This is a genomic window from Pseudomonas mendocina, from assembly GCF_900636545.1.
GTDB classification, from domain to species: domain Bacteria; phylum Pseudomonadota; class Gammaproteobacteria; order Pseudomonadales; family Pseudomonadaceae; genus Aquipseudomonas; species Aquipseudomonas mendocina.
Genome location: NZ_LR134290.1, coordinates 4,083,710 through 4,110,018 on the forward strand (window position 1 = coordinate 4,083,710; position 26,309 = coordinate 4,110,018).

A 26,309-nucleotide genomic window follows, 5' to 3' on the forward strand; every position below is an offset into this window, starting at 1 on the left:
ACAGGAAAAAGCCCGGAACCTGTCCGGGCTTTTTTCATGCCTATTTTTTCAGATGCCTGTGCTGCTCTCAGCCACGCAGGAATTTCATCGCGTCGGCTGCGCTCTGCTCGGGAATCTCTTCCATCGGTATATGCCCGACGCCTGGATAGACCTTGACCTGAATCCCCGGCAGATCACGTTGCCACAGTGGCACATGCTTCGGTGAGATCCAGCGATCACGCTCGCCCCACATCAGCAGGGTCGGCGCTTGAATCCGTGCGACTCGCTCGGGCGTTGCATGCAGCTCCTCCTTGTTGACCTGCAGCAGCACCCGGAAGATGTCCATCATGCCGCGGCGGTTACCCGGACGCCGCGACAGGTCGTAGTAGCGATCGACCACGCCCGGCTTGATCCGCCCCGGCTCACCGTAGACCTCCTTGATGCCTTGGGCGATCAGTGCGCGCGGCATCCACATCGGCATGGCGATGGTCGCGCCTGGCAACGCAGCGGCAGCAATCATCCACGGCACCTTGTGCATGTGATAACCGGCCGGATCGATCAGCACCAGTTTGCCGACGCGTTGTGGCTGCGCCAGGGCGAAGTTCCAGGCGATGTAGCCGCCGAGCGAATTGCCGGCAATATCGGCCTTGTCCACCTGCAGATAATCGAGCAGCAGGCCGAGTACGCGAGTCATGCGTTCTGCCGAGTACTCACCGTCGCGCGCAGGACCGGTCAGGCCGAAGCCTGGGACGTCGAAGCGGATGATGCGGTAATCGGAGGCGAATGCCTGTACCCAGCCATCCCAGGTGTGCAGCGAGGCTACCACACCGTGAATCATCACCAGTGCCGGCTTGTCGCGGCTGCCCTCATCCCGATAGTGAATATTGAAACCGTCGAGTTCGACATAGCGGGAGCCCTCGGCAGCGCTGCCGTAACGCGCCTTAAGGCGCTCCAGCGGCAGCGCACCGAAGCCCAGGCGGGCGAAACCGGCAGCCAGCGGCGGTTGCAGTGACAGGCTGTTGGCGCTCATGCGGTATACCTCGGATCTTGTTGTAGGTATCACGCATCAGAGCATGCAGCGCCGCCATTGGCGCCCAACCTTGGGTCTGTTCACTCGCCACCCGAGCGGACTACCTATGAAACCGGGCATAGAGAGGCGATCAGCAAGTCCCCCAATACCGCCTTGGCCTGCTCGATTTCCTGCCGGCTGGCGCTACGCCCGAGCAGATCCAGAGAGGCGGCCTCCAGCGCCCAGATCAACGCCTGGTAAACCAGTGGATCACGCGGTGTCAGCTCCGGCTCGAGTCGTTCTACCAGCAGGCGCAGCATCTCCTGATGCGCGCGCTGACGATGGGCGGCCAGCGGCGACTGCGCACGTAGTGCCTCTTCCTGCATCAGCCGGATGATCGGCCCAACTGCAAGGTGGTAGTCGAAAAAGCGTCCAACCATCGCCCTTAACCACTCCTGCGGACTCCCAGCGACCTGTTGCATCTCGCGAAAGCGCGCAAGCAGTAACACAACCGAAGTCTGGTAGATGCCTTCGAGCACCTCCATCTTGTTGGCGAAGTACTTGTAGAAGGTACGCCGAGACACCTGAGCAGCATCGAGCAGATCATTCACCGTCGCCTGCTCCAGCCCCTTGCGGGCAAACACACCGATGGCCGCCAGTTGGATGTTGGTGCGCTGCAGGTGACCAACCAGAGGCCCTTCGCCGGCTCGTCCCTGTTGCGAGGCAACCGCGCCATACCCGCCCAGATCCTCGAAGACCGCCCGTATCGCACCGTGTCCGGCCAACTCGTCCATGCTGCATACCCAACCAAGGCGCGGGTGACGTGACGCCCCGAGCTGAGTACTCTGAAGGCGCCTCTTGCCGCGGATATTCATCGTGTCGCCCACCCTAGCACGTCGCCTGTTCTGGCCGCTGGCCATCCTTTTGCTGGTTTGGCTGCCGCCGCTAGAAGCGGCCGAGCTGTTCTACCTCGGACAGCGCATTCCGGATATTCACAACCCCTGGCGCAGTGGCGACTACCGACAACTGCGCGAAGCGCTCGAGAAGGTCGACAGCAGCCAGGCCAACGCACTACCGCGGCGTAGCGGCGAGTTCACCGGGCCGATCTACCAACGCATGGTTTCGCCGGAAAACTTCCGCCCGCAGTTGAACATCTATGCACCGTTGGAGCTGCGCCAGAATGAGGCACGCGAGGTACTGTTCGAACTCAAGGAACTGATGCGTCTGTACTTCGACTTCCGCGCCAAACAGCAGCCCTATGCTGCCGAGGCGCTCGGATTGATGAGCTACTCGCTACGCCAGCAGGCCATTCTGTTCACCCTCACCACCGAGTTCTGGATGACCCTGTCGCAAAGTGAGCAGAGCAACCCGGTTCGCCTGCAAGGGCTGCAGGAAACCAAGGCGGCGGCTGCCATGCTCAGTGGCAGCGCCCTCGACTATCTGGAGCTGACCCAAGCCTTTGGCCGCGATGAACTGCTGCTCTACAGCGCCGAACTGAGCCAGCAGTTGCCGGAGTTGTTCGTCCACCTGCCCGCCGACGTACAGGCAAAGCTGCTGATACGCATCGAGGGGCTTAGCACCGGGCATCGTTACCCACAGGTAGGCCAGGATATGGCCGCACTGCTACCCGTGCTGCAGATGATTCATGCCGATGTGCAGGCCAAGTTGGCGCAACCCATGAAGCCGCTGGTCAAGACGCCGCCCCTGGACCTGTCGGCACCGACCTCAGTGCAATAGTCCCAGGCCCTTGGCACGGGCAACGGCCTGGGTACGCCGTTCGACGCCGAGCTTGCTGTTGATGTGCCGGGCGTGAGTCTTCACCGTGTGCAGGGAGATGAACAGGCGCTCGCTGATTTCCTGATTCGAACAGCCACGGGCGATCAGCTGCAGTACTGCCAACTCGCGGCCACTGAGTTTTTCGGTGAGCGGCTCATGCTCGATCTCAGACGACTCATCGACATGCTGCTGAGCCGGCAACTGCGCGAGCAGGGCTTCACGAATCAGACAGGACGACCTGCGCTCTTGTAGGCACTCACGCAGCCACTGTGGCTGATGTTGCACCAACTCGATGAATGGCAGCAGCGCACCGCCCTGCGCGAGCTCCACACAGCTGTCGAGCTGCTGCTGCGCCTCGCGCCCGCGCCCGGTCTGCCGCAACAACTGAGCGAGCTGCGCTTGCGCCGCCAACCCGACCAGTTGGCAGCCCAAGCCCTGTGCTCGCGGTTGCAGGGCTCGCAGACGTCGTTCGGCACTCTCCAGATCTCCCTGCAGGCGCTCCAAGGCGGCCTGCTGTAGATCGATGTGCAGCGCCAGCTGCGGGTGGAACTCCGGCGCCAGCGCACGCCCTTCGCCGTAGGTTTCCGCCAACTGTGGCAGCCAGGCTGCGGCCAGCTCGACCTGGCCCTGGCGCAGCCACAGCTCGCACTTCATCAGTGTGATCATCGCCAGGTAATAAATCGCCGGCACGTCCCAGACATGCATCAGCCGCTCGGCCTCACCGAGCAGGGCAAACGCCTCGGCGGAGCGGCCTTCACGGCCTTCGAGACTGGCCAGCACGCAGTAACCGACCAGCGCACCGACATCGCGACAGGCCCTGGCCTCGGCGACCCCGGCACGCAAACGCTCGACGGCCCGAGGCTGCAGACGCAGGCTGAGCAGATAACCCTCATAGATGGTCAAGCGCGCCCGTACCGAGTAGCTGCGCTGCGCAGGCAGGCGCTGCACCAGCGCCATGCCCTGCTGCACCTCATCCTGCGCGCGCAGCACCTCACCACGCCCCTGCAGGACACGCGCGCGCTCATAATGAGCCAGCGCCTCCAACAGTGGATTGTCGATACGCTGCGCCAACTCCAGCGCGTCGCGATTCAGCCCGCGCGCGCGCCACAAATCACCACGTACCATGGCCAGATTGGAAAGAGCCGACAGGCACATGAAGTGCGGGCCGTAACGCTCCGCCGGCAAGCCGGCCAGCGCTTCGCTGCACTGCTGCTCGGCACGCACCCCATCACCACGCCCCCGCGCGATGACCCCATCGAGAGCCTGCCACTGCGCCAGCAGGCTGCGCTGGTTGACCGGGCCTGCAGCAGGCAGGAATCGCCCGAGCTGTTCGAGCAGCTCCTGAGCGGCGTCAAGCTGACAGGCGAGCGCCAGCGCCCAGCCATAGAGCATGATCAGTCGCGGTGTGCTGGCCAGCAGGTCATCAGGCAGGTTGGCCTTCCAGCGCAGCAGCATGGCGATGTTCTGCTCCGCCAACATCTGTTCTTCGGAAAGGTTCTGCACCAGGCTCGCAGCGACGTCGGACTGCCCGGCCAGCAACGCCTGCTCGATGGCTGCATCCAACATGCCCTGCGCAGCGAACCAGCGACACGCGCGCAGATGAGCGCCGCTGCGCGAGTGGCTCAAACCCTCGGCTGGCCGCGCATTGAGCAGATCGGAAAACAGATGGTGGTAACGAAACCAGCGCCCCTGCTCATCCAGCGGCACCAGAAATACCTGATTGGCCTGCAACTGGCGGATGATCGCAGCACTGTCATGACTGTCACGAACCGCGTCGCACAGCTCAGCGCAGAAGCGCTCCATGCAGGCAGTGTCATAGAGAAACTGCTGCACTTCGGCAGGCTGCCGGTCGATGACCTCTTCAAGCAGGTACTCCCGAATCAGCCCTTCACCACCGTGTAGCTGCAGCGCCTCGCCCGTCTCCGCCAGTTCTTCGGCGGCCAACAGCCACAGGCGCAAGCCGGCGATCCAACCTTCGCTGCGCTGCAGAATCCCGGTCACCTGCTGCCGTTCGAGGCGTGCGCCCTGGCTCACCAGCAATGCATCCAGCTCGGCAGCGGTCAGGCGCAGATCCTGTTCGCTGAGTTCGAGCAACTGACGCGACAGCCGCAGGCGCGCCAGATGCCAGTCCGGCCGCTGGCGACTGGTAACCAGCAACAACACACCGGGTGGCAGATGGTTGAGAAAGAATTGCAGGCAGCGGTCAAGTACCGGTCCTTGCGCCAGATGATAGTCATCCAGTACCAGCAACAGCGGCTGGCCGTCGTCGAGTTGCTGCGTCAGCTCATCGAGCAGACCATCGAGCCATTGCTCGAACGCGAACGGTTGATGGCGCTGGCGCATCTTCAATAGGCCGAGCGCTTCCTCGCCTAGGCCGGGATAGAACTGTTGCAGCCCTTGCAGCAGGCGCTCGAGAAAACGCCCGGGGTCACGGTCGCGCTCGCTCAGCCCCAGCCAAAGGCTATGCCAGTGATCGGGCAGTCGCTCACAGAACTCGATGGCCAGTGAGCTCTTACCAAAGCCGGCGGGCGCACTGACCAGCAGCAGGCGCCCCTGCAGGCCCTCTTCGAGGCGATCGCATAACCTGGGACGCGGCATATGCCCTGCGGGCAGTGGCGGACGATAGAAACGCGCCTCCACCGGTGTGGCCGGCGTGTAAGGAAAACCTGGCGAGCGGGAAAGGTCTGTCATCGGCCTATTCTTGGAAGTCTTCTACGTCAGCGGGCTCGATCTGGCCCCAGCCTAGCGACTTGCAATGGCCATTTGAAGCGTCCGCTACAGTCCGTAACGAAAAAGCCGGCACAAGGCCGGCTTTGTCGTATTGCTGGAGTCAGGTTTTAGCGAACGCCTGCCTGACGCAGAGCGGCCGGGGTGTAATCGCTGCCAGCGGCCTTGTAGTTGAAGTCGTAGGCTTGTTTCTCCTCGTTCTTCATACCCAGAGCCAGGTAGCGGCCCGACAGCAGGTCGTACAGGGTCTCCACGGTGTACCACGGCACTTGCTTGTCGTAGTAGTACTGGGCGTGTGCCTCAGCTACACGCCACAGGGTGCCACGGCCGTCGTAGTGGTCGATCAGAGCGGCTTGCCAGGTGTCCTCGTCGATGTAGAAGTCACGCTTGGCGTAGATGTGGCGCTCACCCGACTTCAGGGTCGCGGTCACGTGCCATACGCGGTGCAGCTCGTAGCGAGTCAGGTCCTGGTTGATGTGGCCGGCCTTGATGATGTCGGAGTACTTCAGGTTCGGCGAATCCAGCTTGTAGGCGTTGTAAGGAATGTAGATTTCCTTCTTGCCCTCGAGCTTCCAGTCGTAACGGTCCGGCGCACCGTTGTACATGTCGAAGTTGTCGGAGGTACGCAGACCGTCAGCGGCGGTACCCGGACCGTCGTAGGAAACCTGCGGAGCACGACGCACGCGACGTTGACCGGCGTTGTACAGCCAAGCCAGACGCGGCTCCTTCACCTGGTTGAGGGTTTCGTGTACCAGCAGCACGTTACCTGCCAGACGAGACGGCGCCGTTACGCGCTGTTTGAAGTAGAACAGTACGTTGCTTTCCTTGCTCGGGTCGAAGTCGGTCAGCGCATCACGGAAGGTGAACTCGTCCTGGAAGTAGACCAGGGAGTAGGAACCGTTCGGCTGCGGGGTCGCCTGAGTTACCAGACGACGCACGCTGCCCCCCCGGTAGCGGGTGATGTGGTTCCAGATCGCTTCCAGACCGTTCTGCGGAATCGGGAAGGGGTTGGCGGTCTGGAAGTTCTCCAGGCCGTTACCACCCTCCACCATCTTGGTGTTAACCGCATTCTGCTTGGTCGCAGCGATCACCTCGGCCGGCAGGTTGGCCGAACGATGCGTCGGGTAAACCGGCATCTTGTAGCTGTCCGGGTAACGCTTGAACATCGCCAGTTGGCCAGGGGTCAGCTTGTCCTTGTACTGGTCGGCGTTCTGCGCGGTGATGGTGAACAGCGGCTGCTCGTTGGCGAACGGGTCAGCCAGGAAGCCCCGCGGGTCGACCGCGCCTGCGTTAGCCGGCAGACCGCCAGTCCAGGCCGGAATCGAGCCATCGGCATTGCCAGCCATCTCGGCACCGACCGGAGTCAGGGTGTTACCCAGCTTCGCAGCTTCATCGGGCGACACTGCCGCCATCACGCTGGTCGCCAGCAGAGACAGGGTCAGGACACCGCTTTGCCACAGTTTTTTTGTTGTTTTCATTTGCATCATGATTCCTCGAAATTCCTGACCGCTTAGAAGTTCATACCGAAGCTGAGCGCGACGAAATCGCGGTCACGCTGGGTGTTGTACTTTCCGCCACCGAAGAAACTGGTGTAAGACAGGTCGGCGGTATAGGTGTTCTGGTACTCGGCGTTCAGACCAAGACTCACAGCCTTGCGACCCTCCTCAAAGTTGGCGCCTGGGCCTGGAGAGTAGCCCTTCACGTCATGCGACCAGGCCACACTCGGGCGCAGGTTCACACCGGCGACTGCGTTCGGGTAGTCCCAGATCGCGCGAGCGCGATAGCCCCACGAATCTGCGGTTGTGAAGCCATCATTTTCACAATAACGACCAACGTTACGATCAGCGGCGTTGCCAAGGGTGCCTGCGTTAAGCGCTTGGCAAGTAGGCAGGCCGCTGAGATCGCCATCCAGTGGTCCAGGCCCGAACACCGGGTCACGCCCGTAGCGAGCTTCGCTGTTGCTTTCCAGACCGCCAACATGAGTCCAGCCGATCTCACCTACCAAGGTCAGACGGCTAGCGCCCATGACTTGATCGAAGAAGTGGGTGAAGGTCGTTTGCAGTTGAGTGATCTCTTTACGACGATAGCCATGCAGATCAGTACCTGGCTGTCCATCCAGGACTGAACCATTCCCATACACTGGAACGCCGCCGATGCTGATCGGATCAAGACCAGCGTAAAGAATATCGGTTGTATTGAGCTGGACAGGGGCATTCGGGCGATAACTTAGCTCACCACTCCAAGCGGTACCGGTAGGCAACGTGGTGGAGAAGCTGAGGCCATAAAGACGAATGTCCTCGGGATACTCGATAAAGTAGCTGGAGTTACCTGCCATCGCTGCAGCAGCCAGCCGGGCTGCAGTAGCAGCACCGACAATACCAGCAGCCCCCGTGGCGATTGCATTGATTTGATCGACGACCGCTTGATCGGCACCACGACCACTAAAGATCGGGGCTCGACTATGGTAATTCATGAAGTAAGCGCCGAATTCGGTATCAAGCGGCTCGAAGAGATAGCGGAATGCAACACCGAACTGCCCACTATCACGCGCATCGCGGTCAGGTCCGCGCTCAACCAGCAGCCCCTCATCCCACGGAGAAGGCGTTACCCCCGCACTTCCCAGAAGACTGTTGATCAACGCAATGGACGCAGGATCATTGGTCAATACCGCCAAGTTCTGATCGCAGCCATCTGCGACTACGTCGGCTTGGGAGAAGAATGTTCCGCAGTTATCAACAACGGTTTGATCCCACTCCAACTGATAGAAAGCCTCCATCGACAGATTGTCGGTAAGGCTTTGCGCCACATAGAACATGTTGACCGGGATCAAACCCTCCTTGATCTCGGCACCTGGGCGTCGGAAAGCAGCCACATCAACAGGGTTGATGGCGTTGATGCCATTCTGGATGAAAGTACTCTCGCCCCAGCTCACAACCTGCTTACCCAAGCGTACAGAGCCGGGTTGATTGCCAATGGCATAGTTGTGATAGATGAAGGCATCGAGAATTTCGGCACCGGAAGACTGCGCGCCTTCTTTACGATTGCTGTCGCTGATGTCCTTGAACGGGCGACTTTCATCTTTCAGCTCGAAGTCATACCAGTACTTCCCACGAACGAATACACCGGTATCGCCATATTTCAATTCGAGGTCATGGATACCCTTGAAGATTTTGGAGAAAGTCTCACCGCGTTTGAAGTTCAGGTGACCATCATCCGAAGTTTGGGATAGACCACGACCACCATTGTTCACGCCGATGAGATCCTTGTCGGCTTTTTCGGTCGACCAGCTAGCACCAACGGAGAGCTGCGAGTCGAACTGCCCTTCGATCTCACCGATATTGAAGGTCACGCCGAATGCCGGTGCGGCAAGGGTAGAGGCGAGGCTGACGGCAAGCGGCAGTTTCGCCAGGCGCCAGTAGGGTGTTGTTTTTGTCATCGACGCTACTCCATGTGTTTTTTGTTATGGATGCTTGGACTATAGCCAGCGGGTGGTACTGCTTGATCCCTCGAAAGTGTGATTTGCAGCCCCCAGGCACTCTGGCTCGCAGGTTTCAGGCCCTGCCCCTAGCCAAGCATGGACGTGAAACAGCAATTAGCAAGCCAAACGCTTGTTTGACTGACCAGTCACACCAACCAGCCAGTCAGTTCGCACCTCACAGCGTAGACAGGAACGCGCTGCCAGCCTCCTGCCACTGGGCGATTTCGACGCGGATGCGCTTCTTGTCCAGTTTGCCGACACTGGTCTTGGGAATTTCAGTAACAAGCGCGATCTGCGTGGGAATCGCCCACTTGTTGATGTGACCCTGCTCGACGAAAGGCTTGAGGTGGTCCTTGAGCCCCTTGGCGTCCAATCCCTGCTCTTCACGCAGCACCAGCAATGCGAAAGGACGTTCGCCCCACTGCGGGTCCGGCACACCCACCACCGCGACCTCACGCACCGTCGGATGTCGACTGATCAGGTCCTCCAGCTCCAGAGAGGAAATCCACTCGCCACCGGTCTTGATCACATCCTTGATGCGGTCACGAATTTCGATGAAGCCCATGCCGTCGATGGTCGCCACGTCGCCGGTATGCAGCCAGCCATGGGCCCAGAGCTCCTCGCCCTTTTCCGGCTCACGGAAATAGCCTTGGGTCAGCCAGGGCGCACGCAGCACCAGCTCGCCTTGCGATTCACCGTCGCTCGGCAGCAGCTTGCCATCGGCATCCATGATCGCGGCCTCCACCAGCGGTACCGGAATGCCGGCTTTGATTCGGTAAGTGGTGCGCTCGTCCTCGCTGCCGGCACGTAACTCTTCATTGAGGTAGGCACAGGAAATCAGCGGGCAGGTTTCGGACATCCCGTAGGCCGCAGTCAGCTGGATACCACGAGCCTTGGCCGCCTCGTAGAGGGCGCGATTCAGTGCGCTGCCGCCGATGATCATCTTCATGCCGCCAAAATCATGGCCCTGCGCACCGGGTGCTCCCAGCACCATCTGCAAAATGGTCGGGACGCAGTGGGAGAAGTTGACCTTCTCCTCCTTGATCAGCCGGCAAAGCATGTCCGGTTCGTAGCGACCGGGGTACACCTGCTTGACCCCGAGCATGGTGGCCACGTACGGCACGCCCCAGGCATGCACATGGAACATAGGCGTGATCGGCATGTAGACATCGTCATTGCCCAACAGGCGAATGCTGTCCAGTCCTCCCATGGTGGTGGCCATGGACATGGTGTGCAGCACCAGTTGCCGATGGGTGAAGTAAACCCCCTTGGGGTTGCCGGTGGTGCCGGTGGTATAGAAGGTGGTAGCGACCGAGTTCTCGTCGAAATCGGCGAAGTCGTAGTGTGGGCTCGCCGCCGCCAGCAGGCTCTCGTACTCGCCGACCAGGCTCGGCAACTCGGCACTCTTGTCCTCACCATCGCTCAGCAGCAGGGTTTTCTCCACCGTGGTCAGTTGACCGGCAATACCGTTGTACAGCGGCACGAACTCGCTGTTGACCAGTACGAAGCGGTCTTCGGCGTGATTCATGGTGTAGAGGATCTGATCCGGTGACAGGCGAATGTTGATGGTGTGCAGCACCGCGCCGAGCATGGGAATGGCGAACATGCACTCGAGATAGCGGTGGCTGTCCCAATCCATCACTGCCACGGTATCACCAGCCTTGACCCCGGCCTCACTGAGCACGTTGGCCAGACGCGCGACCCGCTCGTTGAAAGTCGCATAGCTGTAGCGCAGCTTGTCGCGATAGACGATTTCACGGGTCTTCTCGTAGCGACTACCGGAGAGCAGTAGGCGCTTGATGAGCAGCGGATAGGCGTGAGCGTTTTCGGCGGAGGGGATCAGTCGGGTCTGCAGCATGAAATCACCTTGAGGCACGCTAGAAATTGGTATGCAGCGACTCTAGAGCGGCTCGCGCAGCGCTCAATCAGCCCAAAGAATGATTTGCCACGTGACTCTATGGCCACTTTTGGTCACAGGTTAGAATCGATCCAACCGGCCAGTTCTGAAGCAGGCTGAACCGAACCACTCTCTCGTTCGAGGTAACACATGTCCGATATCGTCATCGTCAGCGGCGCCCGTACGCCGATGGGCGGCTTTCAAGGCAGTCTGGCCAGCGTGCCTGCCGTCGAGCTGGGCGCTGCCGCCATTCGCGAAGCGATCAAGCGCGCCGGTATCGAGCCGGCCGACGTACAGGAAGTAATCATGGGCTGCGTGCTGCCCGCCGGCCTCAAGCAAGGCCCGGCGCGCCAGGCGTCGCTCAATGCCGGCCTGCCAGCCGCCACGGGCTGCACCACCATCAACAAGCTGTGCGGTTCGGGCATGAAGGCGGTGATGATGGCCTTCGACTCGCTGAAGGCCGGTAGCAACCAGGTCATGATCGCCGGCGGCATGGAAAGCATGTCCAACGCGCCCTATGTGCTGGAAAAGGCCCGCACCGGTCTACGCATGGGACATGCCGAGATCAAGGATCATATGTTCCTCGACGGGCTGGAAGATGCTCGCACCGGACGCCTTATGGGCTCCTTCGCCCAGGAGACGGCCGACACCTACGGCATCACTCGCGAAGAGATGGATGCCTATGCCATCGAGTCGCTCAAGCGCGCCCAAACCGCGATCAAGGACGGCTCGCTGGACGCGGAGATCGTCCCGATCACCGTCACGTCGCGCAAGGGCGAGGTGGTGGTCAAGGATGACGAGCAGCCGCTGACTGCCAATCTGGGCAAGATTCCCACGCTAAAGCCGGCCTTCAAGAAGGACGGCACCATCACCGCGGCCAACGCCAGCTCGATCTCCGACGGTGCCAGCGCCCTGCTGCTGATGACCGCAGATGAAGCGGCCAGGCGCGCTCTCAAACCAGTCGCCAAGGTCGTTGCCCACGCGACTCAAAGCCAGGACCCGAGCGAGTTCACCCTGGCCCCCATCGGAGCCATGAGCAACCTGTTGAAAAAGACCGGCTGGAGCAAGGACGAGATCGACCTGTTCGAGATCAATGAAGCTTTCGCCATGGTGACCATGCTGGCCATGCGCGAGCACGGCCTGGACCATGCCAAGGTCAACGTGTTCGGCGGCGCCTGCGCTCAGGGGCATCCAGTCGGCTCAACCGGCTCGCGGATCATCCTCACCCTGATCAACGCCCTGCAGAAGAGGGGCGGCAAGCGCGGCATCGCATCACTGTGCATCGGTGGAGGCGAAGCGACAGCGATAGCCATAGAACTGTTGTAACACTGTCCTTCATGAAAGAGCCCCGCAACTGCGGGGCTCTTTCGTTTAGCGCATCTCGCTCATCGCCAGCTTCACACCGATTCCCACCAGCACCGCGCCCATCAGTCGGTCGAACCAGTGCCCCATGCGGGCAAAGCCGGCGCGCACGCGCTGCTGGCTGAACAGCCAGGCCACCAGGCAGAACCAGAACGCCGTCGCCAGCGCCAGATAAAGGCCGTAACCGGCCTGCACCGCCACTGGCGTATGCGGATTGATCACTACGGTGAACAGCGACAGGAAGAACAGCGTTGCCTTGGGGTTGAGCCCGTTGGTGATGAACCCGGTGACGAAGGCACCACGACCGCTGCGCTCGCCTGCTGCCAGGTTCAGCTCGGCACTGGCCGGATCGGCCGGTCGCGCGCGCAGCGCCTTGATGCCGATATACAACAGATAAGCCGCCGCCAGCCATTTCAGCGCGTTGAACAGGACAATGGACTGCGACACGATCAGGCCGATACCGAGCAACGAATAAGTAACGTGGACCAGAATCCCGGTGCCTACACCAAAAGCGGTGAACAACCCGGCGCGCCGACCGTAGCCGACGCTCTCGCGCACGACGATGGCGAAATCCGGCCCAGGACTGGCCACTGCCAGCAGGTGAATCAGGGCAACAGTGAGAAATTCACTCCAGTACATGGCGGCTCCGCATCAACGGTGAAGGTCTGGTAGGCTCGCCAATCTACTCTTGCGACCCACCTGCGAAAAGGTACAGCTGATGAGCAACAGCCTCCGCGCCGTCTTCCTCGACCACGCCTCCCTCGACCTTGGCGACCTCGATATGCAACCGCTGCATCAGGCGTTCGCCGAGCTGACCCTGCACGCGCACACGCGTCCGGATCAGGTCGCCGAACGCCTGCAAGGCGCTCAGGTCGCCATCAGCAACAAGGTGCCGCTGGACGCTGCCACCTTCGCGGCCTGCCCCGAGCTGAAGCTGGTGCTGGTGGCTGCCACGGGCACCAATAATATTGATCTGAAGGCAGCCAGCGCTCATGGCGTAACCGTCTGCAACTGTCAGGGCTACGGCACACCATCGGTTGCGCAGCACACCCTGATGCTGTTGCTGGCGCTGGCCACACGCCTGCCCGACTACCAGCGCGATATCGCCGCGGGCCGCTGGCAGCAAGCCAGCCAGTTCTGCCTGCTCGATCACCCCATCGTCGAGCTCGAAGGCAAGACCCTGGGCATGCTCGGCCATGGCGAACTGGGCGGCGCCGTTGCCCGCCTGGCAGAAGCCTTCGGCATGCGCGTGCTGCTCGGCCAGTTGCCTGGCCGCCCGGCGCGCGCCGATCGCCTGCCACTGCACGAACTGTTGCCACAGGTCGATGCACTGACCCTGCACTGCCCGCTCAACGAGCAGACGCGCAACATGATTGGTGCGCAGGAGTTGGCGCTGATGAAACCCCGCGCGTTCCTGATCAACACCGCTCGTGGCGGCCTGATCGACGAACAGGCACTGGCCGATACGCTGCGCCGCGGCCATCTCGGCGGAGCAGCCACTGACGTACTGCTGCAAGAGCCTCCGAAGGACGGCAATCCGCTGCTGGCCACAGACATTCCGCGCCTGATCATCACCCCGCACAGCGCCTGGGGCAGCCAGGAAGCCCGCCAGCGCATCGTCGGGCAGATGGTCGAGAACGCAGCCGGCTTCTTCGCCGGTGCGCCGCTGCGAGTCGTCGGGTAAGCTGCGCAGCTTTTTCAGGCAGGTACCACCATGGATGCACGAAGCGAAGTACTCCTGCGCCAGGCCGAGCTATTCGAAGGCGAGTTGCTGTTGGCTGGCCTGCCAGCCGACGATCTGCTCGGTGCGTTGCCACAGGCGAGAGGCTGGAACTGGCATGCCGGTGATCAGGCGCTGCTCTCGACGCGCTTTGCCGACCGCAGCCACTTCGGCACGCAGATGGCAGAAGGTGACTACCGCGCCGCCGTGCTGTTCCTGCCCAAGTCGCGTGAACTGACCGATTACCTTCTGCAAGCCCTGGCATCGCGCCTGGCCGGCAAACCGCTGTACCTGGTCGGAGAAAAGCGTGGCGGTATCGAACGCGCATCGAAACAATTGGCCGCCTATGGCAAGCCACGCAAGATCGACAGCGCGCGGCATTGCCAGCTCTGGTGCGTCGAGGTAGAGCAGGCGCCGCCCGCCCCCGACCTGCATGCCTTGGCACAAAGTTATTCACTGCAGTTGGCCGACGATGCACTGGAGATCGTTACTCTGCCCGGCGTTTTCGCCCACGGCCGACTCGACCGCGGTAGCGCGCTGCTGCTCGAACATCTGGATGAACTGCCTAACGGCCACATACTGGACTTCGGCTGCGGTGCTGGCGTGCTCGGCGCCGCACTCAAACGACGCTATCCAGACAGCGAGCTGAGCCTGCTGGATGTCGACGCCTTCGCACTGGAGAGCAGCCGCCTGACCCTCGCACGCAACGGCCTTTCAGCCAACCTGATCGCCGGTATCGGAATCGAGTCGGCACCAGAAGGATTGAGCGCCATCGTCAGCAACCCGCCGTTTCATCAAGGCGTGCACACCGACTACCAAGCCAGTGAGAACCTGCTGAGCCAGGCAGCCCAACACTTGATAAAAGGTGGCGAACTGCGCCTGGTGGCCAACAGCTTCCTCAAATACCCGCCATTGATCGAGCGTCATCTCGGCCCCTGCCGCACCCTGGCCGAGGCAGAGGGTTTTCGCATCTACAGTGCACGCCGCTGAATTGGGCTTGCCCACAACACAACGCTTGGGCACAATTGCGCCCGTCCTAGGGGAGTAGTCTCCCGCGAGCGCCCTGCTCGCCCGGCATGCGTCAACACACTTGCTCCGCAGAGCATGGCGCATGCGACCCAAGGCCTTCATAGAGAGGCCTGAGGTTTGACAAGACCTATGACACGCACAACCTCACCCGGGGCGGGAAGGTCGTTCGTGTCATAAGCCGTGTCGACCCGCCCCCTTTAGGAAACCTGATGCTGGAATCCCTGTTCGTCCCCACCCTCATCGTTGCGCTCGCTGAAATCGGCGACAAGACGCAGCTGCTCGCCCTGCTCCTGGCCGCACGCTTTCGCCGCCCCTGGCCAATCATCTGGGGCATCGTCGTCGCCACGATGGCCAACCACTTCGCAGCAGGCGCCATCGGCAACTGGGTCGCTGGTTTTTTCTCTCCTGCGACACTCAGCTGGATTCTCGCTGCGAGCTTCGTCGCCGTGGCGGCCTGGACGCTGGTGCCGGACAAGCTGGATGAGGACGAAGAATCGAGTCTGAAGAAATACGGTCCCTTCCTTACCACGCTGATCGCTTTCTTCCTTGCCGAAATGGGCGACAAGACTCAGGTCGCGACCGTGATGCTGGCAGCGCAGTATCCGCACTTCATCCTGGTGGTGATCGGCACCACGCTAGGCATGCTGCTGGCCAACGTGCCCGTGGTACTGGCGGGGAACTTCGCTGCCGAGCGCCTGCCACTGACACTGATTCGTCGGCTGGCAGCCTGCGCCTTCGCGGCCTTGGCAGTCTATGCGGGCTACCAGGCGATGAAGTTGAGCGGCCTGACCTGACACATCCATGACGCCAGCAAACTGGCATTTCAGCCAATTCCAGCCCCCTCCTGCCTGCTGCTACAGTTCGCGCCAGTCACATGGTTCGCAGCAGAGTCAGGAGAGCGACATGTCATTGGATGATCGCAAGAGGGTGGTGTGCCAGCATATCGACCTTGTCTGGAACAAGGGCCGTCTGGCACTGGGCGAGCAACTGCACAGTAGTGATTTTCTCTACAAGAGCTCGTTCGTTGGCCACCCTCTCGACAGCGCCGCGTTTTCCCGCATGGTGCAGGACATTCGCCACGCCATGCCGGATCTGCAGGTGGTGGTCGAGGAGTGCATCGCCGAAGGCTACAAGGTGATGACCTGGAGCACCCTGATCGGCACCATTCAGAAACCTGCACTGGGCTACCCGCCCAGCGACAGAGTGCTGAGCATTTCCGCCATGGCCTACTGGAAACTCACGCCCGGCAACGAAATCCAGGAAATCTGCACCCTGTTCGACATGGAAAGCTTCCGTGCTCAACTGGGCATGCAAAACCGCCCACTCGCCGAAACAGCTCAGCTCTGAAACGAAAACGGCGTGTCGTGGACCTCACGACACGCCGTTTTCTTCGACCTTGCGATTCAACGCCCAGCCTTGGCCTGCTCGTAAAGCGGCATCACCTTGGGGATTGCCGCCTGCAATGAGGCGATTCGACTGCTGGAGGCCGGGTGGGTACTCATGAACTCGGGCGGCGCATTGCCGCCAGCAGCTTCCATCTTCTGCCACAAACTGATGGCTGCATTCGGGTTGTACCCCGCACGAGCCGCCAGCTCCAGGCCGATCAGGTCGGCCTCATTCTCGTTACTGCGGCTATTGGGCAAAGTCAGGCTGTACTGCACCACGGTATCGGCCAGCGCCATGCCGCTCTCGCCGAGACCAAGCAGCGCGCCAGCGCCCTGCTTGGCGACCTGGATGCCATAGGCCTTGGACATCGCCTCACGGCTGTGTTCGCGTAGGGCGTGCGCCATCTCATGGCCCATGATCGCGGCGATTTCGTCATCAGTGAGTTTCAGTTGCTCGATGATGCCGCTGTAGAAAATGATCTTTCCGCCCGGGCCACAGTTGGCATTGAGCTCAGGACTCTTGATCAGGTTGACCTCCCATTGCCAGTTGGCAGCATCCGGGCGAAAACGCGGCGCCTGCGGAATCAGGCGACCAGCGACAGTCTGCAGTCGCTTGGCATTGGCACTGGTCTTGTCCAGAGCGCCCTTGCTTGATGCTTCGCTCAGCGTCTGCTGATAGGACTGCGCATACATCTGATTGACTTCTTCGGCTGACAGCATGCTGAACATGTACTGCTTGCGCTCTACGCCAACCGCTCCGCCGCTGGTTGTATTGACTGCCTGACAACCGGCCAACAGCAGCGCGGCCGTCAGACCACCCAGATAAAGAACCTTGCTCATCGAGCCATCTCCTTGAATCGGACGCACTATGCTAGGCCGCCCCCGCAGCGCGGGCAACAGCGCCACTTGCGCAATAGCCGTGCGCCATCTTTGCTGAATACGACACCCGCCTGTTTGTTAGCACCAGCCCATTAAGGTTTGACCTGCCACCGCCGATAGCCCGTGGCAGGCGCATTTTGCGCCCGGGAGCCCCCATGAAGTTCAAGTCGATCCAGTTTTCAGTCGCTCTCCTCGCCGGCACCAGTGTGCTCGCGGTGGTGGTGGCGTTGGTGCTTTACGCGCTGTTCGCCAGCGGACGAACCCAAAGCCTGGTGCAAGAACGAACCCAAGCGTTACTGGAACAAGTCATCGAACAGCGCCTGTATGCGATGGCGCAAGCGCAGGTCAGCCAGATTCAACGCGAACTGGAAGCTCCCTTGCAGATAACCGCCGATCTGGCACGCGCCAACGCCATGCTTGGCATGACCGACGATAACGGTAGCCCGCTGCTCAGCATCAGCCGCGAGGAGCTGGCCAACCTGGTGCGTGAAACCACGGCGCAGAATCCGAAGCTGCTTGGCAGCTACTTGGGTTGGGAACCGAACGTCTTCGACGCCAGCGACGACATCTATGCCGGCAGCAAGGAAAACGGCTACGACGGCACCGGCCGCTTCCTACCCTGGTGGTATCGCAATGCCGATGGCAGCCTCGGTGTCGACTCCATCGGCTCGATGGAAAGCGAGAAACTGCTGCCCACAGGCGTGCGTGAGGGCGAATACTACCTATGCGCCAAAGAGCGCAAGCGCCCCTGTGTGATCGATCCAGCGCCCTACGATGTCGGCGGCAAGATGACCATGCTCGCTTCCTTTACCTCGCCGATTCTGGTCAATGGCGAATTCCGTGGCATTGCTGGCGCAGACCTGGCGGTCAATTTCATCCAGGACCTGCTGGTCAAGGCCGATGCTCAGCTCTACGACGGTGCCGGAGAGATGGCACTGATTGCCAGCAATGGTCGCCTGGTCGCTGCGACCAAGGCTCCGGACAAGCTCGGTGAGCCGGCCACGGTGCTGCTCGACGCCAACGAGGTGAGCAATCTCGGCAAGTTGCAGCCGGGCCAACCTCTTTACTCCATCGATGCCCAGGACGACCCGGAGCACAGCCATATCGAGCTGTACCTCAGTTTCAATATCGGCCAGAGCGATACACGCTGGGTATTGATGCTGGTACTGCCGCAGAAGGCAGTGCTGGCCGACCTATACCAGTTGCAGAACGACATGGCCGCGCAACGCGATGGAGACACCCTGGGCATGACCCTGGTGGGCCTGCTGATCGCCGGCCTGGGCCTGCTGGTGATCTGGTTCGTCGGTTACGGCATCGCCCGCCCGCTGCGGCAGATGGTCGGCATGCTCGACGATATCGCCAAGGGCGACGGTGATCTCACCGTACGCCTGCAGGTCGATCGCAAGGACGAACTGGGTCAGATCGCAGCGGGTTTCAATGCCTTCCTAACCAAACTGCAAACCATGATTGCTTCCGTGGTGACCTCAGTGCAGCAGGTCAGCGACTCCTCCGAACACACGGCCGACATCGCCATTCGCACCAACCAGGGCATGCAGAAGCAGTTGGCCGAGATCGAACTGGTCGCCACTGCAGTGCATGAGATGACCGCCACCGCCCAGGACGTTGCACGTAACGCCACTCACGCAGCCGAGGCAGCCAACCACGCCGACCGCGCAGCCAATCAGGGCAAGCAGGTGGTACAGGAAACATCCGCTGCCATCGCCGCGCTGGCCAGCGAGATCGGACGCGCCGTAGGCGTGGTGCAGAACCTGGCCAAGGACAGCGAGAACATCAACGCCATCCTCGTCGCCATTCGCGGCATCGCCGAGCAAACCAACCTTCTGGCGCTCAACGCAGCCATCGAGGCTGCACGAGCTGGCGAGCAGGGGCGCGGTTTTGCCGTGGTCGCCGATGAGGTGCGCAACCTGGCGCAGAAGACCCAGCAGGCCACCGAAGAAATCCAGAGCATGATCCAGCAGCTGCAGCAGGGCACCCGCGAAGTGGTCAAGGTGATGGAACAGAGCCAGAGCAAGACCGATGACAGCGTGGAACACGCCAACCAGGCCGCGCAGTCGCTGGAATCCATCACTCAGGCGGTGTCGGTGATCAACGACATGAACACGCAGATCGCCAGTGCAGCCGAGGAGCAGAGCGCAGTGGCCGAGGACATCAACCGCAACGTGACCAATATCGGTCAGGTCGCCAACGAAGTGGCCAGCGGTGCCGACGAAGCCAGCCAGGCCAGCGCCGAGCTGACCAAACTGGCCGAACAGCAACGCCGCCTGATCAACCAGTTCAAGGTCTAAGGGGCTGCACCATCGGCAGAGGCGCGGCTCTCGCATCGGTCATGGTGCAACGACATCTTAAGCAGGCTCAAGCTGGGGTCAGGCACTCTGGCGCGTCCAGCTTCGGGTCGTTGACCAGCGTTGCCAGCGCGCGCTCGCGCAACGCTATCTGCGGTTTGGCCAGCAACGCAGCCAACTGTTCGGGCGGCGTATCGTTGCTCAGCCATAGCGCCTGCTGGTGCTCGTCGAGAATCAGCGGCCGACGTAGCGTCGCGGCCTCCTGAGTAATCAGCGCCACGCTCAGGTATTCGTGCCCGCCGACCGGATACACCTCCCATAGCGCCGCGAAATACATCAGCGAATCGCCATTGGTCATCCAGTACGGTCGCTTGCGTGTCGCACCACGCCACTCGTAGAAACCATTGGCCGGCAGCAGGCCGCGACGCAGGCGAAAAGGCTCGCGAAACATTGGTTGCTCGGCAAGGGTTTCGGCGCGGGCATGGGCGGGTGTCTTGGACAAGTCCTTGAGCCAGGCGGGCGTCAGCCCCCAGCGCGCCGCAGCTGCCTGCGGTCCATTATCGCCACCGCGTAGCATCAGTACCTGGCCGTTGGGCGCCAGGTTCCAGTGCGGTTTCTGATCAGCAGGGAAGCCGGGCAACGCCGCAAAAGCCGGCGACCAGCGAAACAGGGCGTAACGTCCACACATGAAACGACTCGACAGACAGGGGGCGCGTCAACAGAGCAACACACCCTGGAAAGACTCTGGCTCATCGCCAGGCACAGGTTGCGCGGCATTGTACTCAGCGATCAGCGTTCGTGCCCGCTCCGCCTCTGAGTCGGCGACAACCAGACCGAGCAAACCACAGGCCGGCAACTCCCCCACCGCACCGACCAGATGCTGACCGAGCAGATGCACCTCGATACCTTCGCTGGCCAGCATGTCCACCAGCATCTGCCCTTCCAGCAGATTTTCCGGCTCATAGATTCGTTGCATCAGTCGTTCTCCGCGCGCACGTCCAGTTCCCATTCGACCCCATCCGTACGCAGCTCGAACTCGATCGGCCGGCAGCATACCGGGCAGTCCTCGATATAGGACTGATCACCGCCCGACAGATCGAGCAACGCCTCGGCCGGCTCACCGCAATAGGGGCAATGATACGACTCGCTTTCCAGCATCGCGGCCTCCTTGTGACTTGGCGTTATAATCGCCGGTCTACTGCTCACTCTGTTAAGCAGACATCACTTCAACCTTAGCCGTTCCAGAACACAAGAGAACATGATGGGCGCATTCGATGCCATCCGACCCTATGCCGATGCAGAAGTACGCCCCGTACTGGCGCGCCTGCTCGCCGACCCGGCGTTTCTCGGCACCCTTACCCGCTTTCGTTTCCCGCGACTGGCCGGGCCACTGGGCTGGCTGCTCAAGCCGCTGATCGCAGCGCGCCTGCGCAGCGAATTCGCCAGTATTGATTCGGTCGCCAAATTGCAGGCGAGGATCGAGCCCTATATCGATCGAACCATCGAGCATGCCAGCGACGGCATCAGCTACTCCGGCCTGGAACACCTGCAGCCTGGAAAACCTTATCTGTATCTGGCCAATCACCGCGATATCGTCATGGACCCGGCCTTCGTCAACTACGCCGTCTTCCATGCCGGCCTGCAAACGCCGCGCATCGCCATCGGCGATAACCTGCTGCAGCGCCCCTTCGTCAGCGACCTGATGCGCCTGAACAAGAGCTTCATCGTGCACCGTTCGATCAGCGGCCGACGCGAGAAGCTGGCGGCTTATCAGTTGCTCTCGGCCTATATCAACCATTCGATCCGCGAAGACGGCGAATCGATCTGGATCGCCCAGGCCGAAGGCCGTGCCAAGGACGGAGACGACCGCACCGACTCGGCCATCCTCAAGATGTTCCACATGAGCCGCAAGGACGAGCCGTTTGCTGAGGTGATCGACTCGCTGAATCTGATCCCCGTGTCGATCAGTTATGAATACGACCCCTGCGACCTGGCCAAAGCCCGCGAGCTGAGCGTACGCGCCGCCACCGGCAGCTACACCAAGGCGCCTGGCGAGGACGACGCCAGCATTGCCCTTGGCATCACCGGCTACAAGGGCCGTGTGCACCTGCACTTCGGCCCGCCGGTAGCAGGCCTGGAGGACACCAAGCAGTTGGCCCAGGAGATGGACCGCCGCATTCTCGGCCAATACCGTCTGTTCCCGGTGCACTACCTGGCCTACGCCATGTGGGAAGGTCGCGAAGCCGAGCTGAACGTGCCGGCGGCAAGCGAGTTGTTCCCGGCCGCAGAACTGGCCAAGGCCGAAGCCGAGTGGCAGAAGCGCCTGGCCGCCTGCAGCGCCGAAGAAAAGCCGTTCCTGATCCTGCAGTACGCCAATCCGGTACGAAATCAGTATCGAGTCAAGGCGGGGCTGCCGCTGTAAGTGCACCGGTATAAACGAAAACGGCAGCCATCAGGCTGCCGTTTTCGTTTATCGCTCAGCATCAAAGCCGCGTGCTGAACCAGGACAACAGCAGGGCCGTGACCAGGCAAATGGCGCCGAAACGATAGAAGAAGCGATTGATGCGCACGGTACGTTCATCCTGCACTTCACTTTCGTCCAGGCCACCTTGAGCCAGCACGCGCGCCATGCCGCGCTGCTCGCGCAGGCGGGTCATCAGGCACAGCCAGCCACCGGCCACGGCAAAGAACAGCGCCAGCGAATTCACCGCCCCGGCCGGATGAGCGAGGAACAGCGACCACAACACCTGGAGCGACATACAACACCTCAAGAACAGCATGGTGCAGTGAGCGCGTCACCGCACCAGAATGGGGATTTCGGCTGAAACAGGTGCGCCTCAGCCCCCGAAAAGTCGTCGCGCAGTGTACTGAAATCCCGCGTTTATAAGGTTCGTTTCCGACGAACGCAGCCCGCTATCCCGAAATCGTCTGAAAACTGTCATATGCCTGGCCTAGGGTTTGTATCTCTCACAGTGACCAAACAGTCACGACTGTGCTGGAGCCAAACCTCAATGTCCGTGGAGGACCCGCCATGCTCAATTCACAACCGCTGGATCGCGATTACCTGATCGACTCGCTGGATGAAGTGGACGCCGTGGTCGACGAACTATCCTTCAACGTGCAGGACCAGCACTGGCTGGTGTACTGCGCACTGGGTGGCCATGAGCATTACGATCTGCCGGACATCGACAACCGTACCGGCATGAGCCTGCCGGAGTTCTACGCCGAAGCCGCGTGAAGAGCCAAGGCAAATGAAAACGCCCCGCAATGCGGGGCGTTTTTTATAGCGGCGCTACGAATTACTGCAGCAGGACCTGGCCGATCGTCGGGTCCTTGAAGGCGCGAGTCAGCGCATCGCTGAGCACGTCACCCACCAGCTTGGTATTGGTCTGCTGATTCGGCGCAGTGCCGAAGCGCTGATTCAGCGAGGCGCCGTACCGGCCGGTGTAGCGGCGGCTACCGCCCTGTACATCGGCACGGATCGAAGCGGAGATGTCTGCCTCGGTGACATACATGCCCTCTTTCGGCGACTGGTACTTCAGGTCCGCCAGAGTGATGGTCAGTTGCGGCGCGTTGTAAGCGTTGGGCGACGGGGTGAAGCCGAGCAACCGTACGGCCGCCTCGGCCTCGGCCTGCAGCTTCGGCAGCACGTGCTCAGCACTGACGCTGATCGAACTGGTTTCAGGATACAGGCCGCCGCGAGTGCCAAGCACCGGCGAAGGACGACCATCGACCACCCGCACCACTACCGGCTGCCCCTGCCCCACTGGGGTCAGCGAGCTGGTGAGCTTGGGTTGCGGGGTGAGTTGCTGAGGGCTGAGGGCGCAACCGGCCAGCGTCAAGCTGGTGGCAGCGAGCAAGGCGATCAACGCACGGTGCAGCATGCTCATCTCTCCGAGTGAGGTAAAAGTGGCCGGCAGTATACCCAGCGCGGCCTGAGGCCGACAGTAGTGCAGGCTAAGACCGCTGGCAGACCGTTGCGGTTCCTGTCATCAGGCTGTCACCACGCCCAGGCATAAAGACAGTGTCACTCGCTGGAGCCTTCGCCATGCTGTTGCGCCGCCTTTTCAGCCGCTCTCGTCCGATGCGCCATTTTGCCCTGATCGATGCCCAGGGACTCTGTCGCGCCCTGCGCCAGATGCAGGAACAGCCGAGCCAAGCGGGCTGGGTGGAAGTGCGCGAGCCGAACCTCTCCTGGCTCGGCGCCCCCCTGCCCGCCGGAGCGCGCATTACACCGGTCGTCACACACGCACGCGCCGCTCGCCCGTTGGCGGCCTGACCGGTGGAAGAATAAAAGTCACGCAGGGGCGACCAATTTCCCCTCATTCACCGTTATAATCGCGCCCCGATTATAAGGACGTCTCCTGATCGGGCCGCACGACCTCGCCGATGCAACGTCATCGCCCCGCCTCAGAGAGTCGCCCACTTCGAGCTGCCGAGTCAGGCCAGCCGCTTTTTAGCCCATATGCAGAGCCAATGGCAGCCATGCATCGCATGTTTGCATGGGCAAAAGCGCGCCGAGGCAGTCGAGCTTTTGAGGTTCACCGCTCCAAAAGAGCGTGAAAAAACGGTTTTTACAAACTTCACAAGAGTGTGGCGAACAGATGAACAGTTTTGCGTCCGCAAATCCCAGCCTTGACCCTCCCCGCCGAACGACAGGGCATCACGCCTGAGTCTGCCGGTCTAGCCCTTAAAGGCCGAACGGCCGTCCATCTGGTGCAGTTTTTCTTGGAGAGAGGTTAATGGCGCATAACGATTACCAAAGCGTAGATGTGGTGCTGGTTGGCGCTGGCATCATGAGCGCGACCCTGGGCGTACTGCTCAAGGAACTCAACCCTGGCATCACCCTGGAAGTGGTGGAACTGCGCGAGTCCGGTGCGGTGGAAAGCTCCAACCCCTGGAACAACGCCGGTACCGGTCACGCCGCACTGTGCGAGCTGAACTACACCCCGGAAGGCGCAGATGGCAGCATCGACATCAAGAAGTCGGTGAACATCAATGCCCAGTTCGAAGAGACCAAGCAGTTCTGGGCCTACCTGATCGATAAGGGTGCAATCAACGCGCCGAAGACCTTCATCAACCCGGTTCCGCACATGAGCTTCGTGCGCGGCAACAGCGGTATCGCCTTCCTCAAGAAGCGGTTCGAGGCACTGCGTCAGCATCACGCCTTCACCGAGATGGAATACACCGAGGATCGTGCCACCATCGCCGAATGGGCGCCCCTGCTGATACCGGGTCGTGACACCAGCGAGCCGCTGGCGATGACCCGCGTACAGGCAGGCACCGACGTCAACTTCGGTGCGGTTACCGAGCAGATGCTCGCCTACCTGACCAAACAGCCCAACGCCAAGGTCACCTGCAACCAGAAAGTCACCGACCTCAAGCGCGACGGTGAAGGCTGGCTGGTGGATATCAAGGACACCCGCTCCGGCGCCACGCGCAAGGTCAAGAGCAAGTTCGTCTTTCTCGGCGCTGGCGGCGGCGCACTGCCGCTGCTGCAACTGTCGGGCATCCCCGAAGGCAAAGGCTTCGGCGGCTTCCCGGTCAGCGGCCAGTGGCTGCGCTGCGACAACCCGGAAATCGTCAAGCAGCATCAGGCCAAGGTTTACAGCCAGGCTGCGGTGGGTTCGCCGCCGATGTCCGTGCCGCACCTCGATACCCGCGTGGTGGATGGCAAGAAGTCCCTGCTGTTCGGCCCCTACGCCGGCTTCACCACCAAGTTCCTCAAGCACGGCTCGTTCCTCGACCTGCCGCTGTCGGTGCGCCCCAACAACCTCGGCCCGATGCTGGCGGTGGCGCGCGACAACATGGACCTGACCCGCTACCTGATCAAGGAAGTGATGCAGTCCGAAGCGCAACGCCTGGAAACCCTGCGCGGCTTCTACCCGGAGGCCAAGGCCGAGGACTGGCGCCTGGAAGTGGCTGGCCAGCGCGTGCAGATCATCAAGAAGGACGCCAAGAGCGGCGGCATCCTGCAGTTCGGTACCGAGCTGGTAGCGGCTGCAGACGGCACCATCGCTGCTCTGCTCGGCGCCTCGCCGGGCGCTTCAGTGACCGTGTCGATCATGCTCGACCTGATTCGCCGCTGCTTTCCCGAGCAGGCCAAGAGCGAAGGCTGGCGTACCAAGCTGGACGAAATCTTCCCGGCCATGGCCGACGTCCTGTCCAAGGATGCCGAGCGCTACCATGAGGTGCAGACGCAATCGAACAAGCGCCTGCAACTGGACATACCTAGCTGATCAGCAGGTATGAAAAAACCGCCCCTCGGGGCGGTTTTTTATGGGTGCCGTTCGGGCTACTGCTGCCCCCAGGGCAGGATCGGAATGGCCGTCACCGCATTCTGCGGGCTGCCCTCGATGACCCGGTCGCTGTAGACCAGGTACACCAGGGTATTGCGCTTGGCGTCGAAGAAACGCACCACCTGCATGGTCTTGAACACCAGCGAGGTGCGCTCCTTGAACACTTCCTCGCCGTCCTCGAGCTTGCCCTTGAAGGCAATAGGGCCGACCTGACGGCAGGCAATCGAAGCCTCGGCGCGATCCTCGGCCAACCCAAGACCACCTTTCACACCACCGGTCTTGGCCCGTGACAGGTAGCAGGTCACGCCCGCCACCTTGGGATCATCGAAGGCCTCGACGACGATCTTGTCGTTTGGACCGACCCACTTGAACACTGTAGACACTTCGCCGATGGTTTCGGCCAGTGCTAGGCCGGGCAGCATCAGTAGCCCCAACAACACTCCCTTGAACGGACGCATACATGCTC

Annotated in this window: 25 protein-coding genes and 1 riboswitch; of the genes, 11 read left to right on the forward strand and 14 right to left on the reverse strand. The window is 61.4% G+C overall.

Features of this window, described 5'->3' with window-relative positions; genetic code table 11:
* Window positions 1-67: 67 nt before the first annotated feature.
* Both EL191_RS18970 and EL191_RS18975 read right to left on the reverse strand, forming a co-directional pair.
* Complete coding sequence (locus EL191_RS18970; RefSeq protein WP_017363669.1) at window positions 68-1,009, reverse strand: alpha/beta fold hydrolase; 942 nt, start codon at window positions 1,007-1,009, stop codon at window positions 68-70.
* Between the two features lie 104 nt (window positions 1,010-1,113).
* Window positions 1,114-1,782 carry a TetR/AcrR family transcriptional regulator gene (locus EL191_RS18975; RefSeq protein WP_017363668.1) on the reverse strand — a complete coding sequence of 223 codons (669 nt, stop codon included), beginning with the start codon at window positions 1,780-1,782 and terminating at the stop codon, window positions 1,114-1,116.
* Between the two features lie 82 nt (window positions 1,783-1,864).
* On the opposite strand from EL191_RS18975, the gene EL191_RS18980 reads away from it, so the two are divergent.
* Complete coding sequence (locus tag EL191_RS18980) at window positions 1,865-2,725, forward strand: hypothetical protein (protein WP_041980759.1); 861 nt, start codon at window positions 1,865-1,867, stop codon at window positions 2,723-2,725.
* Here the strand turns inward: EL191_RS18980 and EL191_RS18985 are convergent.
* The 4 genes from EL191_RS18985 to EL191_RS19000 all read right to left on the reverse strand — a co-directional run bounded on the left by EL191_RS18985 (window position 2,714) and on the right by EL191_RS19000 (window position 10,827).
* Window positions 2,714-5,455 (reverse strand): LuxR C-terminal-related transcriptional regulator, encoded by a 2,742-nt coding sequence (locus EL191_RS18985; RefSeq protein WP_041980680.1) that lies wholly within the window; start codon window positions 5,453-5,455, stop codon window positions 2,714-2,716. The two genes, EL191_RS18980 and EL191_RS18985, sit on opposite strands and share 12 nt — an antisense overlap.
* A gap of 146 nt (window positions 5,456-5,601) precedes the next feature.
* A complete protein-coding gene (locus tag EL191_RS18990) occupies window positions 5,602-6,969 on the reverse strand; it encodes a DUF1329 domain-containing protein (protein WP_026042226.1) in 1,368 nt (455 codons plus the stop codon).
* A gap of 32 nt (window positions 6,970-7,001) precedes the next feature.
* Entirely contained in the window at window positions 7,002-8,927 is a 1,926-nt protein-coding gene (locus EL191_RS18995; RefSeq protein ID WP_013717038.1) for a DUF1302 domain-containing protein, read from the reverse strand.
* Window positions 8,928-9,144: 217 nt separating this feature from the next.
* Window positions 9,145-10,827, reverse strand: coding sequence for a fatty acid--CoA ligase (locus tag EL191_RS19000; protein ID WP_041980678.1), 1,683 nt, complete (start codon window positions 10,825-10,827; stop codon window positions 9,145-9,147).
* Between the two features lie 189 nt (window positions 10,828-11,016).
* On the opposite strand from EL191_RS19000, the gene EL191_RS19005 reads away from it, so the two are divergent.
* Complete coding sequence (locus EL191_RS19005) at window positions 11,017-12,192, forward strand: thiolase family protein (RefSeq protein ID WP_041980676.1); 1,176 nt, start codon at window positions 11,017-11,019, stop codon at window positions 12,190-12,192.
* A 45-nt stretch (window positions 12,193-12,237) separates the two neighbouring features.
* Here the strand turns inward: EL191_RS19005 and EL191_RS19010 are convergent, their stop codons facing one another.
* Entirely contained in the window at window positions 12,238-12,867 is a 630-nt protein-coding gene (locus tag EL191_RS19010) for a LysE family translocator (RefSeq protein WP_041980673.1), read from the reverse strand.
* A gap of 79 nt (window positions 12,868-12,946) precedes the next feature.
* Between EL191_RS19010 and EL191_RS19015 the strand changes: the two genes are divergently transcribed.
* The 4 genes from EL191_RS19015 to EL191_RS19030 all read left to right on the forward strand — a co-directional run bounded on the left by EL191_RS19015 (window position 12,947) and on the right by EL191_RS19030 (window position 16,324).
* Entirely contained in the window at window positions 12,947-13,912 is a 966-nt protein-coding gene (locus EL191_RS19015) for a 2-hydroxyacid dehydrogenase (RefSeq protein ID WP_041980672.1), read from the forward strand.
* 30 nt (window positions 13,913-13,942) lie between these two features.
* Entirely contained in the window at window positions 13,943-14,938 is a 996-nt protein-coding gene (locus EL191_RS19020) for a class I SAM-dependent methyltransferase (RefSeq protein ID WP_041980670.1), read from the forward strand.
* A gap of 37 nt (window positions 14,939-14,975) precedes the next feature.
* Window positions 14,976-15,096: riboswitch (yybP-ykoY riboswitch) on the forward strand.
* Window positions 15,097-15,186: 90 nt separating this feature from the next.
* Window positions 15,187-15,771 (forward strand): TMEM165/GDT1 family protein, encoded by a 585-nt coding sequence (locus EL191_RS19025; RefSeq protein ID WP_013717044.1) that lies wholly within the window; start codon window positions 15,187-15,189, stop codon window positions 15,769-15,771.
* A gap of 109 nt (window positions 15,772-15,880) precedes the next feature.
* Complete coding sequence (locus tag EL191_RS19030) at window positions 15,881-16,324, forward strand: ketosteroid isomerase-related protein (RefSeq protein ID WP_013717045.1); 444 nt, start codon at window positions 15,881-15,883, stop codon at window positions 16,322-16,324.
* 56 nt (window positions 16,325-16,380) lie between these two features.
* Here the strand turns inward: EL191_RS19030 and EL191_RS19035 are convergent, their stop codons facing one another.
* Entirely contained in the window at window positions 16,381-17,202 is an 822-nt protein-coding gene (locus tag EL191_RS19035; protein WP_017363658.1) for a M48 family metallopeptidase, read from the reverse strand.
* Between the two features lie 194 nt (window positions 17,203-17,396).
* Here EL191_RS19035 and EL191_RS19040 point away from each other — a divergent pair, with 194 nt between their 5' ends.
* The gene (locus EL191_RS19040) at window positions 17,397-19,547 is read left to right on the forward strand and encodes a methyl-accepting chemotaxis protein (RefSeq protein ID WP_041980669.1); all 2,151 of its coding nucleotides are present in this window, start codon (window positions 17,397-17,399) and stop codon (window positions 19,545-19,547) included.
* 67 nt (window positions 19,548-19,614) lie between these two features.
* Here the strand turns inward: EL191_RS19040 and EL191_RS19045 are convergent, their stop codons facing one another.
* Genes EL191_RS19045 through EL191_RS19055 form a run of 3 tightly spaced genes read right to left on the reverse strand, consistent with a single transcriptional unit; the run spans window position 19,615 to window position 20,702 of the window.
* Window positions 19,615-20,232: an SOS response-associated peptidase gene (locus EL191_RS19045; RefSeq protein ID WP_017363656.1), complete on the reverse strand. Its 618-nt coding sequence runs from the start codon at window positions 20,230-20,232 to the stop codon at window positions 19,615-19,617.
* Window positions 20,233-20,259: 27 nt separating this feature from the next.
* Window positions 20,260-20,520: a putative signal transducing protein gene (locus EL191_RS19050; protein WP_013717049.1), complete on the reverse strand. Its 261-nt coding sequence runs from the start codon at window positions 20,518-20,520 to the stop codon at window positions 20,260-20,262.
* A complete protein-coding gene (locus EL191_RS19055; protein WP_013717050.1) occupies window positions 20,520-20,702 on the reverse strand; it encodes a CPXCG motif-containing cysteine-rich protein in 183 nt (60 codons plus the stop codon). Before EL191_RS19055 ends, EL191_RS19050 begins: the two co-directional genes overlap by 1 nt.
* Before the next feature lie 100 nt (window positions 20,703-20,802).
* Between EL191_RS19055 and EL191_RS19060 the strand changes: the two genes are divergently transcribed.
* Window positions 20,803-21,966, forward strand: coding sequence for a 1-acyl-sn-glycerol-3-phosphate acyltransferase (locus EL191_RS19060; RefSeq protein ID WP_036994741.1), 1,164 nt, complete (start codon window positions 20,803-20,805; stop codon window positions 21,964-21,966).
* Between the two features lie 61 nt (window positions 21,967-22,027).
* On the opposite strand, the gene EL191_RS19065 is transcribed toward EL191_RS19060, so the two are convergent.
* A complete protein-coding gene (locus EL191_RS19065; RefSeq protein ID WP_013717052.1) occupies window positions 22,028-22,303 on the reverse strand; it encodes a hypothetical protein in 276 nt (91 codons plus the stop codon).
* A gap of 272 nt (window positions 22,304-22,575) precedes the next feature.
* On the opposite strand from EL191_RS19065, the gene EL191_RS19070 reads away from it, so the two are divergent.
* Window positions 22,576-22,782 carry a hypothetical protein gene (locus EL191_RS19070; RefSeq protein ID WP_004424534.1) on the forward strand — a complete coding sequence of 69 codons (207 nt, stop codon included), beginning with the start codon at window positions 22,576-22,578 and terminating at the stop codon, window positions 22,780-22,782.
* Window positions 22,783-22,843: 61 nt separating this feature from the next.
* On the opposite strand, the gene EL191_RS19075 is transcribed toward EL191_RS19070, so the two are convergent.
* On the reverse strand, window positions 22,844-23,428 hold the full coding sequence (locus EL191_RS19075; RefSeq protein ID WP_026042225.1) for a YajG family lipoprotein: 585 nt from the start codon (window positions 23,426-23,428) through the stop codon (window positions 22,844-22,846).
* A 164-nt stretch (window positions 23,429-23,592) separates the two neighbouring features.
* On the opposite strand from EL191_RS19075, the gene EL191_RS19080 reads away from it, so the two are divergent.
* Window positions 23,593-23,823, forward strand: a complete 231-nt coding sequence (locus EL191_RS19080; RefSeq protein ID WP_013717055.1) for a hypothetical protein — start codon at window positions 23,593-23,595, stop codon at window positions 23,821-23,823.
* 463 nt (window positions 23,824-24,286) lie between these two features.
* Window positions 24,287-25,783, forward strand: a complete 1,497-nt coding sequence (gene mqo / locus EL191_RS19085; RefSeq protein WP_041980668.1) for a malate dehydrogenase (quinone) — start codon at window positions 24,287-24,289, stop codon at window positions 25,781-25,783.
* Window positions 25,784-25,839: 56 nt separating this feature from the next.
* Here mqo and EL191_RS19090 read toward each other — a convergent pair whose 3' ends face one another.
* Window positions 25,840-26,301 (reverse strand): CreA family protein, encoded by a 462-nt coding sequence (locus tag EL191_RS19090; protein WP_041980667.1) that lies wholly within the window; start codon window positions 26,299-26,301, stop codon window positions 25,840-25,842.
* Window positions 26,302-26,309: the final 8 nt, after the last annotated feature.

Coding starts and splice junctions, on each gene's coding strand:
- EL191_RS18970 (WP_017363669.1), bottom strand. CDS start 1,009: ATGAGCGCCAACAGCCTGTCACTGCAACCGCCGCTGGCTGCCGGTTTC.
- EL191_RS18975 (WP_017363668.1), bottom strand. CDS start 1,782: ATGGACGAGTTGGCCGGACACGGTGCGATACGGGCGGTCTTCGAGGAT.
- EL191_RS18985 (WP_041980680.1), bottom strand. CDS start 5,455: ATGACAGACCTTTCCCGCTCGCCAGGTTTTCCTTACACGCCGGCCACA.
- EL191_RS18990 (WP_026042226.1), bottom strand. CDS start 6,969: ATGAAAACAACAAAAAAACTGTGGCAAAGCGGTGTCCTGACCCTGTCT.
- EL191_RS18995 (WP_013717038.1), bottom strand. CDS start 8,927: ATGACAAAAACAACACCCTACTGGCGCCTGGCGAAACTGCCGCTTGCC.
- EL191_RS19000 (WP_041980678.1), bottom strand. CDS start 10,827: ATGCTGCAGACCCGACTGATCCCCTCCGCCGAAAACGCTCACGCCTAT.
- EL191_RS19005 (WP_041980676.1), top strand. CDS start 11,017: ATGTCCGATATCGTCATCGTCAGCGGCGCCCGTACGCCGATGGGCGGC.
- EL191_RS19010 (WP_041980673.1), bottom strand. CDS start 12,867: ATGTACTGGAGTGAATTTCTCACTGTTGCCCTGATTCACCTGCTGGCA.
- EL191_RS19015 (WP_041980672.1), top strand. CDS start 12,947: ATGAGCAACAGCCTCCGCGCCGTCTTCCTCGACCACGCCTCCCTCGAC.
- EL191_RS19020 (WP_041980670.1), top strand. CDS start 13,943: ATGGATGCACGAAGCGAAGTACTCCTGCGCCAGGCCGAGCTATTCGAA.
- EL191_RS19025 (WP_013717044.1), top strand. CDS start 15,187: ATGCTGGAATCCCTGTTCGTCCCCACCCTCATCGTTGCGCTCGCTGAA.
- EL191_RS19030 (WP_013717045.1), top strand. CDS start 15,881: ATGTCATTGGATGATCGCAAGAGGGTGGTGTGCCAGCATATCGACCTT.
- EL191_RS19035 (WP_017363658.1), bottom strand. CDS start 17,202: ATGAGCAAGGTTCTTTATCTGGGTGGTCTGACGGCCGCGCTGCTGTTG.
- EL191_RS19040 (WP_041980669.1), top strand. CDS start 17,397: ATGAAGTTCAAGTCGATCCAGTTTTCAGTCGCTCTCCTCGCCGGCACC.
- EL191_RS19045 (WP_017363656.1), bottom strand. CDS start 20,232: ATGTGTGGACGTTACGCCCTGTTTCGCTGGTCGCCGGCTTTTGCGGCG.
- EL191_RS19050 (WP_013717049.1), bottom strand. CDS start 20,520: ATGCAACGAATCTATGAGCCGGAAAATCTGCTGGAAGGGCAGATGCTG.
- EL191_RS19055 (WP_013717050.1), bottom strand. CDS start 20,702: ATGCTGGAAAGCGAGTCGTATCATTGCCCCTATTGCGGTGAGCCGGCC.
- EL191_RS19060 (WP_036994741.1), top strand. CDS start 20,803: ATGATGGGCGCATTCGATGCCATCCGACCCTATGCCGATGCAGAAGTA.
- EL191_RS19065 (WP_013717052.1), bottom strand. CDS start 22,303: ATGTCGCTCCAGGTGTTGTGGTCGCTGTTCCTCGCTCATCCGGCCGGG.
- EL191_RS19070 (WP_004424534.1), top strand. CDS start 22,576: ATGCTCAATTCACAACCGCTGGATCGCGATTACCTGATCGACTCGCTG.
- EL191_RS19075 (WP_026042225.1), bottom strand. CDS start 23,428: ATGCTGCACCGTGCGTTGATCGCCTTGCTCGCTGCCACCAGCTTGACG.
- EL191_RS19080 (WP_013717055.1), top strand. CDS start 23,593: ATGCTGTTGCGCCGCCTTTTCAGCCGCTCTCGTCCGATGCGCCATTTT.
- mqo (WP_041980668.1), top strand. CDS start 24,287: ATGGCGCATAACGATTACCAAAGCGTAGATGTGGTGCTGGTTGGCGCT.
- EL191_RS19090 (WP_041980667.1), bottom strand. CDS start 26,301: ATGCGTCCGTTCAAGGGAGTGTTGTTGGGGCTACTGATGCTGCCCGGC.